At 70.8% G+C, this 15,794-nt stretch carries 19 protein-coding genes; 8 read left to right on the top strand and 11 right to left on the bottom strand.

The features are described from left to right. Positions 1 to 418: 418 nt before the first annotated feature. From ACIG3E_RS33445 to ACIG3E_RS33425, 5 genes are all read left to right on the top strand, one after another. Positions 419 to 1,414 carry a phosphotransferase gene (locus ACIG3E_RS33445; RefSeq protein ID WP_399623377.1) on the top strand — a complete coding sequence of 332 codons (996 nt, stop codon included), beginning with the start codon at positions 419 to 421 and terminating at the stop codon, positions 1,412 to 1,414. A gap of 208 nt (positions 1,415 to 1,622) precedes the next feature. Next, positions 1,623 to 2,669 carry an NUDIX domain-containing protein gene (locus ACIG3E_RS33440; protein ID WP_399623376.1) on the top strand — a complete coding sequence of 349 codons (1,047 nt, stop codon included), beginning with the start codon at positions 1,623 to 1,625 and terminating at the stop codon, positions 2,667 to 2,669. Positions 2,670 to 3,219: 550 nt separating this feature from the next. Then, complete coding sequence (locus tag ACIG3E_RS33435) at positions 3,220 to 3,753, top strand: hypothetical protein (RefSeq protein ID WP_399623375.1); 534 nt, start codon at positions 3,220 to 3,222, stop codon at positions 3,751 to 3,753. A 58-nt stretch (positions 3,754 to 3,811) separates the two neighbouring features. After that, positions 3,812 to 4,897 (top strand): asparagine synthase-related protein, encoded by a 1,086-nt coding sequence (locus tag ACIG3E_RS33430; protein WP_399623374.1) that lies wholly within the window; start codon positions 3,812 to 3,814, stop codon positions 4,895 to 4,897. 670 nt (positions 4,898 to 5,567) lie between these two features. Beyond that, a complete protein-coding gene (locus tag ACIG3E_RS33425; protein ID WP_399623373.1) occupies positions 5,568 to 6,752 on the top strand; it encodes a hypothetical protein in 1,185 nt (394 codons plus the stop codon). 50 nt (positions 6,753 to 6,802) lie between these two features. On the opposite strand, the gene ACIG3E_RS33420 is transcribed toward ACIG3E_RS33425, so the two are convergent. Next, positions 6,803 to 7,021, bottom strand: a complete 219-nt coding sequence (locus ACIG3E_RS33420) for a hypothetical protein (RefSeq protein ID WP_399623372.1) — start codon at positions 7,019 to 7,021, stop codon at positions 6,803 to 6,805. Positions 7,022 to 7,433: 412 nt separating this feature from the next. Between ACIG3E_RS33420 and ACIG3E_RS33415 the strand changes: the two genes are divergently transcribed. Beyond that, the gene (locus ACIG3E_RS33415) at positions 7,434 to 8,441 is read left to right on the top strand and encodes a hypothetical protein (RefSeq protein ID WP_399623370.1); all 1,008 of its coding nucleotides are present in this window, start codon (positions 7,434 to 7,436) and stop codon (positions 8,439 to 8,441) included. A gap of 170 nt (positions 8,442 to 8,611) precedes the next feature. Here the strand turns inward: ACIG3E_RS33415 and ACIG3E_RS33410 are convergent, their stop codons facing one another. The 8 genes from ACIG3E_RS33410 to ACIG3E_RS33375 form a co-directional block, all read right to left on the bottom strand. Beyond that, the gene (locus ACIG3E_RS33410; RefSeq protein WP_399623368.1) at positions 8,612 to 9,262 is read right to left on the bottom strand and encodes an HNH endonuclease family protein; all 651 of its coding nucleotides are present in this window, start codon (positions 9,260 to 9,262) and stop codon (positions 8,612 to 8,614) included. 280 nt (positions 9,263 to 9,542) lie between these two features. Beyond that, positions 9,543 to 10,196 (bottom strand): DUF6192 family protein, encoded by a 654-nt coding sequence (locus tag ACIG3E_RS33405; RefSeq protein WP_399623366.1) that lies wholly within the window; start codon positions 10,194 to 10,196, stop codon positions 9,543 to 9,545. Positions 10,197 to 10,426: 230 nt separating this feature from the next. Next, positions 10,427 to 10,885, bottom strand: a complete 459-nt coding sequence (locus ACIG3E_RS33400) for a hypothetical protein (protein ID WP_399623364.1) — start codon at positions 10,883 to 10,885, stop codon at positions 10,427 to 10,429. A 2-nt stretch (positions 10,886 to 10,887) separates the two neighbouring features. After that, the gene (locus ACIG3E_RS33395) at positions 10,888 to 11,034 is read right to left on the bottom strand and encodes a hypothetical protein (RefSeq protein WP_399623362.1); all 147 of its coding nucleotides are present in this window, start codon (positions 11,032 to 11,034) and stop codon (positions 10,888 to 10,890) included. 102 nt (positions 11,035 to 11,136) lie between these two features. Next, a complete protein-coding gene (locus ACIG3E_RS33390) occupies positions 11,137 to 11,262 on the bottom strand; it encodes a hypothetical protein (protein ID WP_399623360.1) in 126 nt (41 codons plus the stop codon). Positions 11,263 to 12,199: 937 nt separating this feature from the next. Further along, on the bottom strand, positions 12,200 to 12,463 hold the full coding sequence (locus tag ACIG3E_RS33385) for a hypothetical protein (protein WP_399623359.1): 264 nt from the start codon (positions 12,461 to 12,463) through the stop codon (positions 12,200 to 12,202). Beyond that, on the bottom strand, positions 12,460 to 12,675 hold the full coding sequence (locus tag ACIG3E_RS33380) for a hypothetical protein (protein WP_399623357.1): 216 nt from the start codon (positions 12,673 to 12,675) through the stop codon (positions 12,460 to 12,462). Before ACIG3E_RS33380 ends, ACIG3E_RS33385 begins: the two co-directional genes overlap by 4 nt. After that, on the bottom strand, positions 12,675 to 13,103 hold the full coding sequence (locus tag ACIG3E_RS33375; protein ID WP_399623355.1) for a hypothetical protein: 429 nt from the start codon (positions 13,101 to 13,103) through the stop codon (positions 12,675 to 12,677). Before ACIG3E_RS33375 ends, ACIG3E_RS33380 begins: the two co-directional genes overlap by 1 nt. A 169-nt stretch (positions 13,104 to 13,272) precedes the next feature. Between ACIG3E_RS33375 and ACIG3E_RS33370 the strand changes: the two genes are divergently transcribed. Beyond that, a complete protein-coding gene (locus ACIG3E_RS33370) occupies positions 13,273 to 13,572 on the top strand; it encodes a sigma-70 family RNA polymerase sigma factor (RefSeq protein ID WP_399623354.1) in 300 nt (99 codons plus the stop codon). A 435-nt stretch (positions 13,573 to 14,007) separates the two neighbouring features. Continuing rightward, positions 14,008 to 14,301 carry a hypothetical protein gene (locus ACIG3E_RS33365; protein WP_399623352.1) on the top strand — a complete coding sequence of 98 codons (294 nt, stop codon included), beginning with the start codon at positions 14,008 to 14,010 and terminating at the stop codon, positions 14,299 to 14,301. Positions 14,302 to 14,569: 268 nt separating this feature from the next. Here the strand turns inward: ACIG3E_RS33365 and ACIG3E_RS33360 are convergent, their stop codons facing one another. After that, positions 14,570 to 15,001: a GNAT family N-acetyltransferase gene (locus tag ACIG3E_RS33360; protein WP_399623350.1), complete on the bottom strand. Its 432-nt coding sequence runs from the start codon at positions 14,999 to 15,001 to the stop codon at positions 14,570 to 14,572. 25 nt (positions 15,002 to 15,026) lie between these two features. After that, positions 15,027 to 15,758 (bottom strand): hypothetical protein, encoded by a 732-nt coding sequence (locus ACIG3E_RS33355; protein WP_399623348.1) that lies wholly within the window; start codon positions 15,756 to 15,758, stop codon positions 15,027 to 15,029. Positions 15,759 to 15,794: the final 36 nt, after the last annotated feature.

Genomic DNA, 15,794 nt, shown 5'->3' with positions numbered 1-15,794 from the left:
CGACCAGCCGAGTCACGCGGCGGGGAGCCACGGTGTCGGCTTGGTGCGCCAGTCCCCTGCCGCCAGCTGGGGCGGTGCCGGATCGGGTTCGGGTACTGCGGCACCCCGAACGAGGGAGGCGCAAGCCGATGACCGCATTGACGGAGCCTCTCGTCGTCGGAGTACGGCATTCTTGCTGCCCCCGTGCGCCCGGCGCGGCCCGCCGCAGCTCGGTGAGCACCTGGCGGCGACGGTCCATGCCCGCGTCCTGCTCGTCCCGACCGCCTGCCCGTCCATCATCTGACCGCAATCGCCGTGCTTCGACGAGGAGACCATGTCCACCCCATCTGAGCAGCCCGCCCCCCATCCCGTCGCCGCGCCTTCCACACCCGGCCGTACCGCGGAGGGGGACCCGATCAGGGCGATCGCCGACACGCTGGTGCGCGCGTACGGACTGCTTCCGGCAGAGATCACGCGCATCCCGGAGGGCACGGCGACGGACAACTACGCCGTCGTGGACCGGGCGGGCCGGCGTCACTTCGCGAAGGTCTACCGCACGCGAGAGCACCTGGATCTGGAGCGGACGTCGGTCGAACTGTCCGAGTACTGCGCCGACGGAGGTGTCGCGACCGCGCGGGCGACCCGCACGCGCGCGCACGAACTCATCGCGGCCCACGGCCGCCTGCCGATGTCCCTGTGGTCGTACGTGCCGCACACCGCAACGGCCGAAGGCGGTCTGAGGGGTGCGCGGTGGGCAGCCGTCGGCACGGAGATGGGCCGTCTCCACGCCCGGCTCGCTGCTCACCCCGCCGTCGCGCCCACCCTGGAACCTGGTGCGGCGGTGTGCGATGTGGCCGCCTCACGGGACCGCTTCGAGCGCCTGATCCATGCGTACCGGCTCATGCCCAGGCTCGGGGAGTTCGAGACGTGGGCGCTGCAGGCAGCGCGTGAGCGTCAAACCATCCTGGGGGACGTCGAGCGCATCCTCGCTTCGCTTCCACAGCTGACCGTTCAGGTCCTGCACGGCGACATCGCCGGCCCCAACCTTCTGTTCAAGCACGATGAGGTAGCCGCGCTCGTGGACTTCCGACCACCTGCGCCCGGGTACCTCGCCTGGGAGATCGCTCGTCTTGGCTGTGACCCCAAGAGCGTGCTGGACAACAGTGTGGAGAGCTGGCTCACCGGATACACCGAGCTCACCCTGGCCTACCGGGACGCCAACCCTGTGGCGTCCGCGGACGACCTCGTGTCCTCGCTTCGTGTCGGCTGTGCAGCCATGCTCTGCTCGGCCTTTCCGTTGTCCGTGCCAGTGGAACGACCGCACATCGTCGACGCCGCGATGCAGGCCTACGGGCGGGTGCGGCACGAGGCAGCTCTGATGCTTCTGGCCCGGCTGCCTGACATGGAGGAGGCCCTGCGTGACGCTCTTCTTTGACTTCGTGATCCCTATGCTCGGCGCACCTCTGAACGTGTGTCTTGGCCCATCTGGACGACGAGTCCCTCCTGGCCGGGGGCATCCTCGGCAAGGCGCGCCAGCCAAGCTGACCACCTGACACCCCGCCTGCCAGCCGCCGCCCACGAGCGAGCACTGACCAACTGGAGAGACCATGACCTCTGTGCCCGATGGACCTCCCAGTGTGGCCATGAGCAAGGAGGCCTACGGGGCGCTGCGCGCCTCGAACGCCCTGTGGGTCGGCACCTCTGTGCTGATCACCGACCGGCGCGGTCGTATCTTGCTCCAACGCGTCAGCTACCGGCCCACTCGGCTGCTGCCCGGCGGCGCCGTCGACTTGGGCGAGTCCCCTGCCCAGGGGGCTGCCCGCGAGCTGGAGGAGGAACTCGGGATCTCGACGGCCGTCACCCGCGGGCTGGCTGTCGACTGGGTCTCCCCCGCCGGCCGCGCAGCGTCCCCGGCCGTTCAGTTCCCCGGAGAGATCCTGCACGTCTTCGACGGCGGCGTCTGGGACGAGGACCAGGTAGCTGCGATCCGACCAGCACCGGGTGAGATCGAAGGCGTCGAATTCGTCGAACCAGCGCAGCTGCCCGCTCTGATGGCTCCTGGTGATGCCCGCCGCGCCCTGTCCGCACTTCGCGCCCGCGTCTACGGCGCCGGTCCCGCGATCCTTGAGGACGGGCTCCCGATCGCCCCCACCGTCCTGGACCGGGTCGGCGTCCTGCGCACCGCCCGAGCCCGGCATCACTACCCCTTCCACCCCGCCCCGGCCCCCGCCGGTCTTGCAGTCCGCCAGTCCTTGCTCTGGGCGTTCGCCCCGGACGGGCGTGTCCTCGTGCTCCTGGACCCTGACACCGGCACGGCCTGCCTGCCCGGCGGCACACCGCAGCCCGAAGACGCTGGGAACCTCATGGCCACGGCCGTGCGTGGAGCCCGTGAGCAGGCCGCCTCCGAGCTGTCCTGTGCCCAGTACCTCGGGTACCTGATCGACACCGGCGTGCCCGGTGCGCACATCCGCTACGCCGCCGCCCTCACCGGCCTTGGCCCTGCCCCCGTCCACCCGGCAACCGGCCGTACTTACGTACGGGTCCTGGCCACCCCGGAGCAGACCCGGGACCTCTTCGACTGGGGAACATCCGCCGCCGAGCAGCTCCAGGCGGTCCACCAGGCCCGCGCCACTCTGGGCATCCCTCAGGCCGCTCGCCAGGCCGTCACCGAACTCGCCGGTGCCTCTTGAGATGCTCAGATCTCGGTTGCACGGCCCGAGGCAGGGCAAGGGTGGCGTCGAGGCAGAGACGCGGAGGGGCAGGGCGCATGCGACGATCGATCGGTGCCCGGATCGCGGGGTCCCGGCCCGGACCCGGCCGCAACCGGGCCGCACCCCCCGGTCAGGCTGCGTCTTGAACGACGAGGAGAGAAGGAGTCTGCTCGTGGAGCGCCGGGACGAACCCGCGTACATGACGGAGCTGACGGGCGCGCCCGCGCTCGCCGACGAGCCAGTCCCGGCCCTCGACGGCTGGCGCGGCCCTCCTTCGGGGCGGTGTGCGGGCGCATCCTGCATTACGGCGGCCCCGCGCAGAGCCTGACACTGCGTGGGGACAAGTACGCCGCCACCACGCTGGCCGCGTTCGTGGAGGAGGCGATCGACGTCCGGACCACCAGGCGGCCTGGGTCGGCGTAGCGGCGGGCAGGCAGGGTTCGCGCTCGCCGCGCACTGGCTGGGTGGCGGGCGGGGCAATCCGTGAAGTACTCGCTCCTGGCGTTCGGTTCGGGAGTACCGTCGCTCCATGGACGACACCCGGTCCCAAGCCCCCGTGAAGCCGAGGCCCGACTACCCGCCCAAGACGCCGCCACCACCGAAGAAGCCCCCTTCGCCGCCTCCTCCCACCCCGCCGACTCCGCCGCAGAAGAAGGCCGCGCCGCCTGTCCGCCGCCGCCCGGCCGCGCTGATCGCGAACCGGCGCGCCGCCAACTGGGCGCTGGAGTGCGCCCCCTGGTCGGAGGCGAAGGCCGCGACGAAGGTGGTCGAGCAGCTGCGTTCCTGGGGGTACCTCACCAGCGCCGCGCAGCAGGAGACGTACACCGCGGTGACCCGTCACCTGGCGAGGGCCGCGCTCGCCGACGGCGGCCAGCGGATCACGGTGCACGTAGCCGATCAGAACGGCGCCGCATTGATTATGGTGATGTCCCATCAGGACGGGCCCGGCGAGCCCGTCGAGGCGCTCTTGCCCATGATCGCCGCTCTCGGAGTGCGGTCCTGCGGTGCTGACATCGAAGGTGATGAAGCGGGATCCCGGCGCTGGGCCCTGCTGGACCTGTGACCCTCTTCCGGTTGGCCTTCTCGCACACACAGCGAGCACCAGGCCGCGGGCGGGTTCGGTGACGACGCGGGCGGCCTTCGCGGAGCGCACCGCGGCCGCAGTGCCGGCTCTGGCGCACCACGCCGTGCCCGGCGCCCGGGAAGCCGTGTACTACGCCGGACTCGACGACCTTGAGGCCCTGCCGGTCACCGACGCGCCCAACGCGTACGCGGTCACCGCCTCCATCAAGCGGGCCGTCCTGAACACGGTCACCGCCCAGACCAACGCGCCGGGGGTGCACTTCACCGGCGCGGCCGGCGACGCAGTGCTGTCGGCCCCCTCCTCCTACCTCGCGGATCTGCTGCGCGAGGGCCATCGGCGCCGGGCCTGGCGGCACGCACATGTCCACGCCCGGCTACGCCACACCTCGGCGTTCGCCGTGCTCGCCCGCGCGAAGCCGGCCGCCCGGCTCGACCTGGCGGGGGCGTGGCGGCAGACAGCCGCCACGCTGCACGGCCCGGCGCGGGACTGGATGCCCCAGGCCCAACGGCCAACGGAGTGGACCCCGTTGCTCGCTGCGGCGGACTGGATGACCACCGACGCACGGCGCCGCCTGGCCGACGCCATCGCCGAGGCTGCTGACCGTGTGACGGACGCGCCCGCGCGGCTGGCCGACTGGTCGGACCGCCAGGACCTGGCCCGGGTCGGGGCGAACACTGCCGGGTGGCGGACGCTCGCGCTCGCCGAGCACGGCATCGAGCTGGCCGCCCCCTATCTGGACAACGGGGTGGTCCGGGCCTGCCTCGCGGTCCCCGCCGACCAGCGCGGGGCGCCGGGGCAGTACAAACCGCTCCTGGAGGCGGCGTTCACCGCCACCGGCGTGGTGCCCGACTTCGTGCTCGCCCGCACCACCAAGGGCGGCTTCAACGCCCTCGCGTACGCGGGACTGACCTCCAACGCGCCCGTGCTGCGGGAGTTGTTGGGGCCCTCCTCGCAACTGGCCGCGCTCGGCCTAGTCACCGAGAAGCCCGTCATGCCTTGGAGGCGCTGCGCTCGTGGCTCACCGGATGGGAGGGCGCCGGGCGGCCCGCCCCGGAGACCTACACTTCCCACCTGGTCCGCTACGACGACGACCAGGGCTCCAGCGGCTGGAACCTCCGGCTGAGCCGCTGACCGCCCGGCCCAGCGGCCGGTCAGCTGCACGAGCGAGGGCACCCGGTGCGATCGCGGGGCCCTCGAAGTCCGACAGAAGCCGGATGCAGGCGGCCACCAGTCCAGTGTCGTTGAGTCCCTCCGCCACGTCGCTGGCGAAGGCGGGCAATCCAAATGGCGCGGCCAGCCGGGCGTATGCGGTGTCGAGGTCCTCAAGGGCCGCGTCGGCTCGCTGACGTGAGATTCCGCCCTGGAACTCCAGGTGGGTGGACAGAGATCGCTGGACACAGGCGACGTCGAGGCGCAGCGTCTGTCCCGCGGTCGCAAGCGCGGCGTCGTACAGGCGTTGCCCTGCCACCGTGACCTTCTCGGGGCCGTGCAGCGCGACGGCGGGCAGGGCATCTCGTCCAGGGCCGGGTCTAACCGCTTTCGGGCTTCGATGTCGCGGCGGCGGGTGTGGGCGTAGTCGGGACGAACGACCGCTAGCAGGTCGTGAAGGTGCAGGGCCCCGGCACCACCGCACCCCTGACACTCCCGTTGATCACACGATCTGGTGAACCGGCCTGCCGCGCCCTCTCATGGCTACCTCGTGTGGGTGACGCGTTGTCAGACCGTCTTCCTACCGTCCATGGCATGGCAATCCACCACGCCCCGGCACCCGTACGTGAAGGCGGTGCCTCTCGATGAGTCTGACGTCGGGACTGCGCAGTCCCCGCACCCCGCTGCGCCGGTTCCTGGACCGTGAGCTGTCTGCGGGCCCCAGACCTCTTCGCGCGAGCTTCCGCGCCCAGCACCGCGCTGACCGCATCCTCCTGCCGCCGCCCGGCGTCGGCACCGAAGCTGGCACCGTCGGCACCGCCATCGACCAGCGGCTGCGCCTGGCTTTCACGACGGCCGCTCCCGTGGACGATGCCAGCCGCTGCGGCATCGCATCCACCGGCATGCTGTACGACGAGCTGGGCGCGCGCATGCACGCCGTTGGCACCGAGCTCATCGCGCGGCTGACCGAGGCCGTACACCGTCTGAACCTCGACAACCGCCAGGAGCCGATGGTCCGCGCCCACGATGAGGAAGAGGACCTGGCCCGCATGCTGCTGGCCGCAGCCTGGTACCAGGTGCTCGCCCGCACCACGATCGGATTCGTCTATACGCCGCTGTTCACGGCCGCCCTGGAGGATCCCGAGACCTTCACCCTCGCCCGGCTCCTGGAGCTCCCGCACCCGGACACGGTGAGCGACGTCGTCACCCAGCTCTACCGGGCCGCCGACGGCCCCCTAGACGCTCTGCGCCGGCGCACACGTCCACGCGACTGCACCGGCGGCCCGACGTTCGCAGGCGTCGGCATCACCGCCGACGCCGACCTCGTCGCGGACGGAGTGCTGCTCGACTTCAAAAGCACCAAGAACCCCGGCCAGCTGGAGAAGCGCACCGCCTGGCAGCTGCTCGGCTACCTGCTGCTCGACACCCACGACCGGTACCGCATCGACACGCTCGGCCTCTACCTGACCCGATCCGGCGCCCTTGTCACCTGGCCCGTGGAGGAGTACCTGGACCTGCTCGGCGCCTGCCGCAGAGACCTGCCTGCGCTGCGCGCTGTCCTCGCCGAACTGCTGCGCGGCTGTCCGGCCGACGTGGTCCCGTACGAACCTGCGGACGAACAGCGAGCCCAGCGCCTTCTGGAGCGCCTGGCGCCCATCAGCGCGCCAGGGCACTGCCTGGTGTGTGCCCAGCCCCTGCCCGAACCGCTGCGCCAGCCCCGGGAGTTCTGCTCACGCTGGTGCGGCGTGCGGGCCCCGACCCTGCGCAGAAACGGGATGCTGTTGGCTCGCCCGTCGGCAGCCGCCGACGAAGGCCGTCGTAGAAGCTGACCTCGGGCTCCAACGCAGCCCGCTCGCGCCGAGACACCACGACCCTCCGCTCAGGCGTCTGGGGTGCGTCGGGGGCGGCCGCGGGGCTTCTCCTTTGGCCAGTGCTGGTCCAGCTGGGCCAGGAAGTCCGCCGGATTGGCGACCAGGGCGGTGAGGCAGGCGACGACGAACGCCGTCATCTCGCGGCCCCCGAGGGCAGCCTGGGCGGCCGCCTTCAAGTGGGCCGGGGGGCGCACGGTCATGGCGGGCTCGCGGTGCTGGCTGCTCATGAAAGGACCCTGCCACATGTGGCTTGCCACTTTCAAGGAGGGGTACTAGGCTAGTGGCAAGCCACTTTAATGGGGTGAGTGCGGGCGTAAGGACGTGCTGCGGCGAAGCCGGACTCGACGACGCAGCACACGACAGGCCACTCCAGGCCCGGAGCGCGACGGCGGCCGGAAGCCAGACAAAAGCCAATAAAACAGATGATCTTGTGTGCGGCTGTGCCCCGCGTGCACCTGGACTCCGACAGCAGGGCCTGGGAAGACCTGAATATTCCCGATACCTTTCCCGCGGGCGAGACCATTTCTTCGCCCGCCGCCTGCCATCGCGCGGGCTGGCTCCCTGCTGAAGCAGGGACGCGGGCCGAGCCGCCCAGGCGCGCCCCCATGCCCTGCCACACCACGACTCAAGGAGAGAGCCATGCCCGAGAACGCCGTCCCTGCTCAGCCAGACGCCGAGCAGATCGTCGCCTGGCTGAGCGAGCAGGACCCCAACAGCGCGTGGTTGGCCGAACAGACGGCCGACGGGGTGCGCTTGCAGGCCGCCGACCGGTTCGGTATTCCCAGCGTATCGGCCCTGCGCATCGCCGCGTCGTGGGCCGCGACCAACCTCGAAGGAGCCAGGTGCCCGTGGCCCGTGGCGGTCGAGCGTGACGGCGCCGTCCTGGTCGTGCGCTCCATCTCGGAGGAGGAAGCCGAGCAGCGGCGCGAGGCGCGCCAAGCAGCGCGCGCGGAGAGGCGGGCCCGTGCCGCCGAGACGGCAACGCTCCTCGACCAGGAGGCGCGGGTACGGCGGCGCGTGCACCAAGACGGCTTGGCAGAACGGGAGATCGAGGTGGCGGCGTGGAAGGGGCGGCACGCCACCGACCGATCCCCGCAACGCGTCGACGTGGCCGCACTGCCCGCCCTTGCCTACGCGCACAGCCCCGGCCATTACCACGGGTGGACCGAGCCGGAGAGGTTCCGGCCGCTGGGTCCCGACCCGGTGACGCGGGGCGTCATGCCGCAGCGCGGAGCGGGCCTGTGGACGTCGCCGGTCCTGGAGAGCGACCCCGCCACCGGTGAGGTGCTGAGGACCGTCTGGTCGAGCTACTGGGTACAGGCGGGCCGGGACCCGGAGCGCTACAGCGAGCACCGGCGGATCGTGCCGAATCCTGACGCACGCATCGTGCGGGTGAACGACCTGGAGGACCTGCGCGCGCTGGTGCAGGCCTACCCCAATCCCATCGGCCTGGACGAAGACCAGCACCGGTTCCCCGACTGGCCGCGCCTCGCACAGGACTGGGACGCGGTGTATCTCACGGCCAACGGCGCGAGCGAGACCGCCCGTACCCCCGACGGCGACGAGCCGCACCTGGAGGGCTGGGAGTGCGAGACGGTGGTGTGGCTGCGGCCCGCGTACACCGTCGCCGACGGCCTGGGCCTGTGACGGAGACGGAGACGGAGCACGATCGGTGAGCTGGCGCCCACAGTGACGCCGAGGCCGTGCCCCAGCCGCGGTCGCAGACCACGGCCGGTAGCGCGGCTGGAAGACCACGCCACACACGCGACGAAGCCCCGGCTAGGTCTGGGCTTCGTCGCGTGCTCAAGCGCTGCGGACTAGCGCGCCAGCTCAACCTCCACCGGCACGTTGGGGCATTCGCCGAGGGTACGGGTGAGCGCAGCGGCCTCAGCCGGGTCGACGGCGAGTCCCCAGCGGGTCTTGACCGCGACCCAGTCGGTGGCGTACTGGCAGCGGTAGCCCGCAGCGGTCGGCAGCCACGTGCTCGGGTCCTGGTCGGCCTTGCTCCTATTGCTGGCGGCGGTGACCGCGATCAGCGCCCGGCGGTCACCGAGGTCGTTCGCGTACGCCTCGCGTTCGGCGGCCGTCCAGGCCGAGGCCCCGGAATCCCAGCTCTCGGCGAGCGGGACGAGGTGGTCGATGTCCAGGGCGCGCGGGCCGTCGACGTAGCGGTCGTCGTACGGCGAGTACCACTGGCCGCCGGTCAGGGTGCAACGGCCGCTGCGCGCGGGGTCGGTGACGGCTTCCTCCAGCAGGACCTCGTTGCGGGTGGAGCAGCCGTCACGGTCGGCGTCGATCCAGTGGCGGAACTTGTCACGCTCGTAGCCGTCGCGGGATTCGTCCGCGACAGTGAGCGCGGCGAGGGCGTCGCGGACAGGCAGATGGATGTCCTCGTCGGGTGCGGCGTGGGCGGCGGGGGTGAGCAGAGCAGTGAGGGCGGCCAGGGTGACTGCGGCGCGGATGCGCACAGGATCCTCCGAAGATCGCGGAACGGGTCGTGATCTTCGTAGCGAGGAGTGGTGGGAGCGGGTGACACTTCCGTGCGTGGATCACCCGTGTGAGGGCGTAAGTCGCACTGCCGCGCCTTAGGATTGGGTCACGTGGCTGATACTGACCTTCCCGACGAACTGATCAAGCTGGAACGTTCCGCCGAGGAGGCTCGCGCGCGGCTAACCGGGCTGGAAGCCGAGGCGTACGACGCACAGTGGCGCACCTGGCGCGACGCTGCCGTGGACTTCCAGGCCGCGGTCACCGAGCATGCCGCCCGCGAAGACGCGACGATGCCGCGCCACGAACTAGCTCGGCCTGCTCGTACTGGGCCTGGTTCACCTGCTCCCGGGCCTGGCGGTCACGCATCGTACGGAATGCAACCTCCGGCCTGCGCAGCAGATCACAGGCCGCCAGGGCCGCCACCGTCTCGTCGGCCGCCAGATCCCGGATCGCCTCGACCTTCTCCTCCACCGTCACCGGCGTCGCACTCGCCCAGCCCGCGGCCCGCTTGGCCGCGTCCCCGTTCCACTCACTGCGGCCCGTCCGCTCGCTGACCGGCGGGCTCTTGATGAGCTCGTACGCGTCCGGCGCCGACGCCAGGATCCGGTGCACCTCGAAGGACACCCCCTGCTGCCGCTGGTCCTTCGGCCACCGCGCGGCCACCCACCGATACGTGCGCACGGTGTGGAAGGACAGCCCGATCGCCTCGGCGAACTCCCGCAGGCTGCCCTCCACCCCCAGCTCGTCCTCGCCCAGCGTCATGTCCCCGCCATGCGAGCGCAGCGGGGCTATCTCCAGCGCGATGTCCCCTAACGCGAACTGGCACCCCGTCATCACCCGGACCAGCTCCACCGACCGATCCACCAGAGCCTCGAACCGCTCGCCCGCCACACTGCCGATCACCTCGGACACAGCACCCTCCCCGGGCGGGCCGAACGGCCGATGCTCCACCGGCCGAAGGAAGTCCGGCCCGCTACTGCCAGAGTCCGCCGCCCACCCCAAGGTCACCGCGAACGACCGGAGACCACCGCTTCGTACACGAACCCTCCCAGTCCCGCCCGAACCCGAACCTAGTCCCGACACACACCTGAACGACTCTGCCAACCATCACCGTGCGTCACAGATCAGGGGATTAAGCACAGCTAGTGAGGGAGCTGCGCGCGGCCCGCGTCGGTGATCAGTAGTGGTCGCCTGATCCCTTCGAGGTCTCCGTACTGCGCCCAGCCGCTCTTCACGAGCGCGCTCACGGTCGCCTTGGCGATTCTTGAGCCGTCCGGGGCGGTGAAGTAGGAGGAAGCGGCGCGCTCCCATCGGTATACGCGCCCGGAGTTGACCAGGGAGAGCACGGTCATCTGGGCCTTCGACGGTTTCTTCGCGGGCCTCTCCTTGATCTGGGCGGCCAGGGCCCTGAGGTCGTCCATGGTGAGGCCGGTGCGGACGCCGTCGCCGTAGATGCCGTCGGTGGCTTCCACGACCACCTGGTCGCCGGGTGTCTCGGCGTGGACGGCCAGGGTGTGACGCAGGCGCTCCAGCGGCGTGTTCGGTTTGGGGCCGAGGCGCTCGATGGTCTCCTGCTGGATTCGGTGGTGACTGCTGGGCATGCTCAGCTCTCCTTTGCTTCGGCGTGGGCGGCCAGCTTGGCCAGGGTGCGCTTCACGTCCGGCGCGGGGCCGATGAGGTCACCCCCGCACCCGTAGGCTTCGGGGATCTGCCGGGGCTGCGCCGGGATGGTGACCGATCCGACGAGCACAGTGCGGTTGCCCGGGGGCCTGTGTGGGGCGTGGCCGCTACCGACGTCCGGCGCGGTTTAGGACTCTTGCCGGAGTGGGGGCTGGCCACGGTGTGGCAGGGGTTAGTCGCCCCAGCCCTGGGGCGCCGGGTCCAGGCCCGTGCTCATGATGTTGACGACTCGTCCGTCGACGAGTCGGATGTCGACGCCATCGCCCACGTCCGTGTGGACGTGAAGCACCCTTCCCACGCTGCCCTCCGGTAGTCCGGGGTCGTGGAAGTTCGTCGCAACGAATTGTTTAGCCGTGACCTCTGATGCGTCCATGTTCCTCATTCTCCCGGGCGGGACGCTTACTTGGTGCGCTGCGCGGTGGCGGGGAAGCGATCCTCGGTGCGGCGGCGCCGGGCGGTGCGTGCTTGTTCGTTGCGGTGCTGGCGGTAGGTGCATGTCGTGCTGTCTTCGCGGCAGCCCCGGCGCCAGGGCAGTGACGTCGAGGCAGCGGGGTCCTGGTCCTGTGGCGGGCGCGGGCGTGGTGATGGCGGCCAGGGGCGTGGGCGCCGTCGAGTTCCCAGTGCGGGGCCCGCTGCCGGTCGTGATGGCCCTGCGGGCCTTTGCGAGGTGACGGCCGAGCAGCCACTGATGGACCGTAGTCCGGCGTCGGGCTGGTCAGCCGCATAGGGCCGGCCAGGGTGTAGGTGGATCTGGTCGGCCAGCCGGCAGCGGGTGAGCGCGCACGCCTGGGTGTCTCCTAGCTGTCCTGCGCGGCGTCGCGCTCGGCGAGCTTCTCCCGCCGCCACTTGGTGCGGGGGACGTCCTGATGGCGGTTGCGCTCCCACTGCTGCTCTTTCGCAGCCTCCGCGGCCCGCACACGGCTGGACGATCATCTGATGGATGTGCTCGGTACCTGATGCTAACGGATTCAGACCCGGCGCTTAGGGCCTCCATGCCCCCTTCTCCCCCGTGCCAGGACGGCGTGCGCTCTGCGGAGGTCGTGGATGCGGAGATCCGTGCCCTCATGCAGGCGACAGGCGGCTGGCTCTGGGAGCCTACGCGGGAGCGGTAAGAGCGGCTGCGGGCGGAGTGGGTGGAGGCCCGGCGCCTGGAGGTCGTCGAAGCGGCGTAGGCTGACGCATCGGTGCCCCGCCTGCATGCCTCAGGCGGGGCACCGGTGCTTGCGCGGGTACTTCTACTCGGCGGGGAGCCTTGCGGCCTCATCCCTCTGGGCCCCCATCAGCTCGATGGCTTCCCGGCTGGCCTTGATCTTGGCGGCGAGGCGGACGAGGTCCGTTACTCGCTGGGAGAGGCGGGCGAGTTCACCATCAGCGCGCCCGGCGTCGGGATTCCGGGCGATGCTTTCCATCAGTTCAGCGGCAGAGCGGACGTCACGGGTGAAAATCGCCTCGTCGTCCGCAATTGTACGGGCGAAGAAACTCACGGTCACGTCACTCACGGTCGCGTCCTCTCGTGCTGTTGCTCGGCCAGCATCACGACGGTGGCCGGATCGAGTGCCGGGCCGGAGTGATCGCGCTGTGCGCGGCCGGTGTCGGTGATGGTCAGTGGTCGCTTGAGACCGTTTTCCTCGCCCCACTCAGCCCATCCGGCGCCCACCAGCAAGTTAGCGGTCGCGGCCGTCTGGGCCTTCGTCGGCTTCTTCACGGCCATCACTTCTCCTCGGCGGCGGCGCGTGCGGCGAGGTCCGCCAGGGCACTCTTCATGTCCGGTGCGGGGCCGATGAGGTCGCCGCCACGCCCGTAGGCGTCGGGGATCTGCCGGGGCTGTACCGGGATGGTGACCGATCCGACGAACGCGTCGTCGGTGGGCTGGTCACCCTTGAAGAGCCACAGGTACTGCGTGCCGGAGGGGCCGGTGCCGATGGCAGTGGTGTGGCCGGTTGGGGTGTCGGAGTCGGTGCCGTGCCAGCTGATCGTGCAGTGCTCGGCGAGGAACGCAGCGGGCATCAGCTCGGTGATGCTGGCGATGCCGAAGCTAAAGGGGACGTTCCCGGCCGCCTCGTAGATCTCGTCGCGAATCTTGTCGGCGTCGACGTCGTCGCCCGCCTGGATGTTCATCGTCAGCGTGTACGTCTTCACGGTCGCTCCTTGTCCTGCCGGGATGTGGTCGATGGTGATGGGAGTGGCGGGCTCGGCGCCAGCACTGAAGGCCCTAGCCTCGACCGCTTCCGAATTTAGTGGGTACCCATCAACGAAGTCAAGGGGGTACCCACTAGATTCTTTGCTGGGTACCCATTAACGTCGTTCCATGGATAAGCCACCCCCTCCCTTCGAAGAGCTCGCACGCCTCGTCGACGGCACCGAGTCCCTCGACCAAGCCGTCGCCCTCACAGCCGCGCTCACAGCCATCCCCGACCTGCAGAAGTGGCTACGAGAGCAACGCAAGCACGTCGTCCGTACCCTCCACGAGCGCGACAGGATCAGCTACACCGACATGGCCCCACACCTCGGCGTAAAGCCCGAGCGGGTATCAGGGATCGCCCGCGGCCACAGCCGGTCCGGCGCACGGAGGCGAGACGGCGGCAGTCCCGGCGAGGAGATCGCTTAAGGTTCAACGAGTGGCAGACATCAACATCCCCGACGACCTCATCAAGCTGGAACGCGCGTCCACGGTCAGCGCCCCGGCCTGAATCTCGGTCCAAGCGGCGCGTGACCGCGCTGGCGGTGCAGGAGCGGATCACGGAGGTCGTCGCCGAGGCGGGGCAGTCGCGTACCGTCGTCGAGATGCAGCTCAAGCGGCTCATCCGGCACTCCGAGGTGGCTTGATCAGTTTGCGGGCGTCCGTGAAGTGATCTCCAGTAGACAGCAGTGCGCCCCGCCGCGGTGCATCACGCCGAGGCGGGACGTTGCGCTGCAGCCAGCAGACGCGGATAGATGTCGGCCACCGTAGCGGGCGACACTGACAACGCCACCGCCCCCGGAGTCGGCGCGCACGGCGGGCAGGGGCCGGGCCCGCCGGCACCTTCTATAGATCCGGCCGTCCGTGCCGCGGGACGCCGTGGCCGTCGGCTACACCGGCCGCGCGCTCGCCCCCGCCCGGCTCATCATTGACCTCGGCCAGGGCACGCTCGCGCTGTCCACCCCGCTGACCGTCGAGCTGCGCCACCTGATGGCCCAGGCACTCCAGGCGAGCAGCAGCGGGCGCCCGCAGGCGGCGCGGCTGGCCGACGGCACCGCGTACTGGCCGCTCACCCAGCCGCTGCCCGTGGAGGTCGACCACGGCACCACCCGCCACGCGGCCACCACCGTCCGGCGGATCCGCCCCGACCTCGCCTAGGCCGCACCTCTTCAGGAGGGAGTGCGTGGGGGCTGCGGTCAGGGCATCGGCCAGCAGCCCGTCGCCGCTCTCGGCCAGCGCGGCCGCCTGGGCCAGAGCGGCGGCGTCGAAGACCTCGGGGACGGACACGGTACGGCCCCAGGAGTTCCCGGGCCCTGCTGTGCGGGTCCGGCTCGCTGGATCACCGCGGGCACCATGGCGAGCCTTCGCCGGAAGCCAGCGAAGGTGGCCGGTTGGCCGGACGAGCCCGAGCTTCGCAAACAACTTCTCACTCGCGGATGGTGGCGGGGCGGACCAGGTGGGTCATTCTGGTGGTCTTCTTGACTTCGTGGAAGCCGGCCTTGTGGTAGGCGGGGGCGATGTCGTGGTGGACGGTGGCGTGCAGGTCGCGGTCGTGGCCGAACTCGCGGACGGCGGCCTGTACGAGGATGTCGACGGCGTTTGAGTCGCGATGGTCGGGCAGGACGTAGAGGCTTTCCAGGAGGGTTCTGCGGGTGCGTGTGGTGGTCTGGTTGACCGCGCAGAAGCCCCGCATCTGGCCGTCGGAGCCGTTCAGCACCAGCCACGTCTTGGTGTCCTCGTCCCAGGGCACGCCTTCGATGTACTTGTGCACGTCGGGCCGGGCTAGGTAGGGGCCGAGGGTGCGGTAGAAGGCGGGGTCGGTGTTGGTCATGAGCACGATGGCGGGGTGTGACGACACGGGCGTCTCCCGGGTGCGGGGGGGGTTAGGCGAAGCTGAGGAGGTAGGAGGGCAGGGGTGCGCAGCGGGCGCAGACCTGTCCGTCGATGCCGCTGGAGTCGACGGCGTGGTGCCCGCGCCCGGGCCGCTTGCAGTTGTCGCAGCCGCGCCGCGGAGCGGAGGCGGGCGCGGGGGCTGAACAGTCGGGCCAGTGCTCGACTTCGGTGTCGCGGCCGTGGCCGGTGAGGTGGCCGTCGTGCGGAGCGACGTCGCTGCCGCACTGGTGTCGGCAGGGGGCGGTGCGCCGGTTGGGGCGCTGGGCGACGGCCAGCACGACGGGTTGCCCGCCGGGCGCGGGGTGGGTGGCGAGGAGCGCTGTGGCTTTGGTGGTGACCTGGCGGCCCAGGGCGGAGGCGGCGTGGGTGTAGTGCCGTTCCCACAGGGTGGTGAGGGTGGCGTCGGGGTGGAGGAGGTGGATGCGGACGTGGGCGTCCTCGGTGGTGTAGCGGCGGCCGGTGCGGGTGTTGACGGCGTGGCCGGTGGCGTTCTTGTCGGCGGTCAGCAGCAGGGTGCCTGCCGGGAGGGCGACGGCGTCGCCAGCGTTCAGCCAGTGGCCGGGCAGGGCGTCCAGGCCGCTCGCGCCGGGCAGTGTGCGGGTGAGGGTGCGTCGCCAGGACGAGGCGCGCCGTCCGGGTGGGATGGCGGGCACGTTCAGGCGCACCCAGCCGTCGGGGACGCGGGCGCCGGGGATGGGGCGCAGGGATGGTGTCGGGTTCACGGGGGCTCCCCTCTGCGGTTGCGGCGCGGGGCGCGG

Origin of the sequence: Streptomyces sp. NPDC053474, from assembly GCF_044544845.1 — a bacterium.
Classification (GTDB): Bacteria; Actinomycetota; Actinomycetes; order Streptomycetales; family Streptomycetaceae; genus Streptomyces.
The sequence above is the reverse complement of the archived record's forward strand: the minus strand, read 5'-3'. Positions and strand labels throughout refer to the sequence as shown.

Coding starts and splice junctions, on each gene's coding strand:
- ACIG3E_RS33440 (WP_399623376.1), top strand. CDS start 1,623: ATGAGCAAGGAGGCCTACGGGGCGCTGCGCGCCTCGAACGCCCTGTGG.
- ACIG3E_RS33435 (WP_399623375.1), top strand. CDS start 3,220: ATGGACGACACCCGGTCCCAAGCCCCCGTGAAGCCGAGGCCCGACTAC.
- ACIG3E_RS33425 (WP_399623373.1), top strand. CDS start 5,568: ATGAGTCTGACGTCGGGACTGCGCAGTCCCCGCACCCCGCTGCGCCGG.
- ACIG3E_RS33420 (WP_399623372.1), bottom strand. CDS start 7,021: ATGAGCAGCCAGCACCGCGAGCCCGCCATGACCGTGCGCCCCCCGGCC.
- ACIG3E_RS33415 (WP_399623370.1), top strand. CDS start 7,434: ATGCCCGAGAACGCCGTCCCTGCTCAGCCAGACGCCGAGCAGATCGTC.
- ACIG3E_RS33400 (WP_399623364.1), bottom strand. CDS start 10,885: ATGCCCAGCAGTCACCACCGAATCCAGCAGGAGACCATCGAGCGCCTC.
- ACIG3E_RS33380 (WP_399623357.1), bottom strand. CDS start 12,675: ATGGCCGTGAAGAAGCCGACGAAGGCCCAGACGGCCGCGACCGCTAAC.
- ACIG3E_RS33370 (WP_399623354.1), top strand. CDS start 13,273: ATGGATAAGCCACCCCCTCCCTTCGAAGAGCTCGCACGCCTCGTCGAC.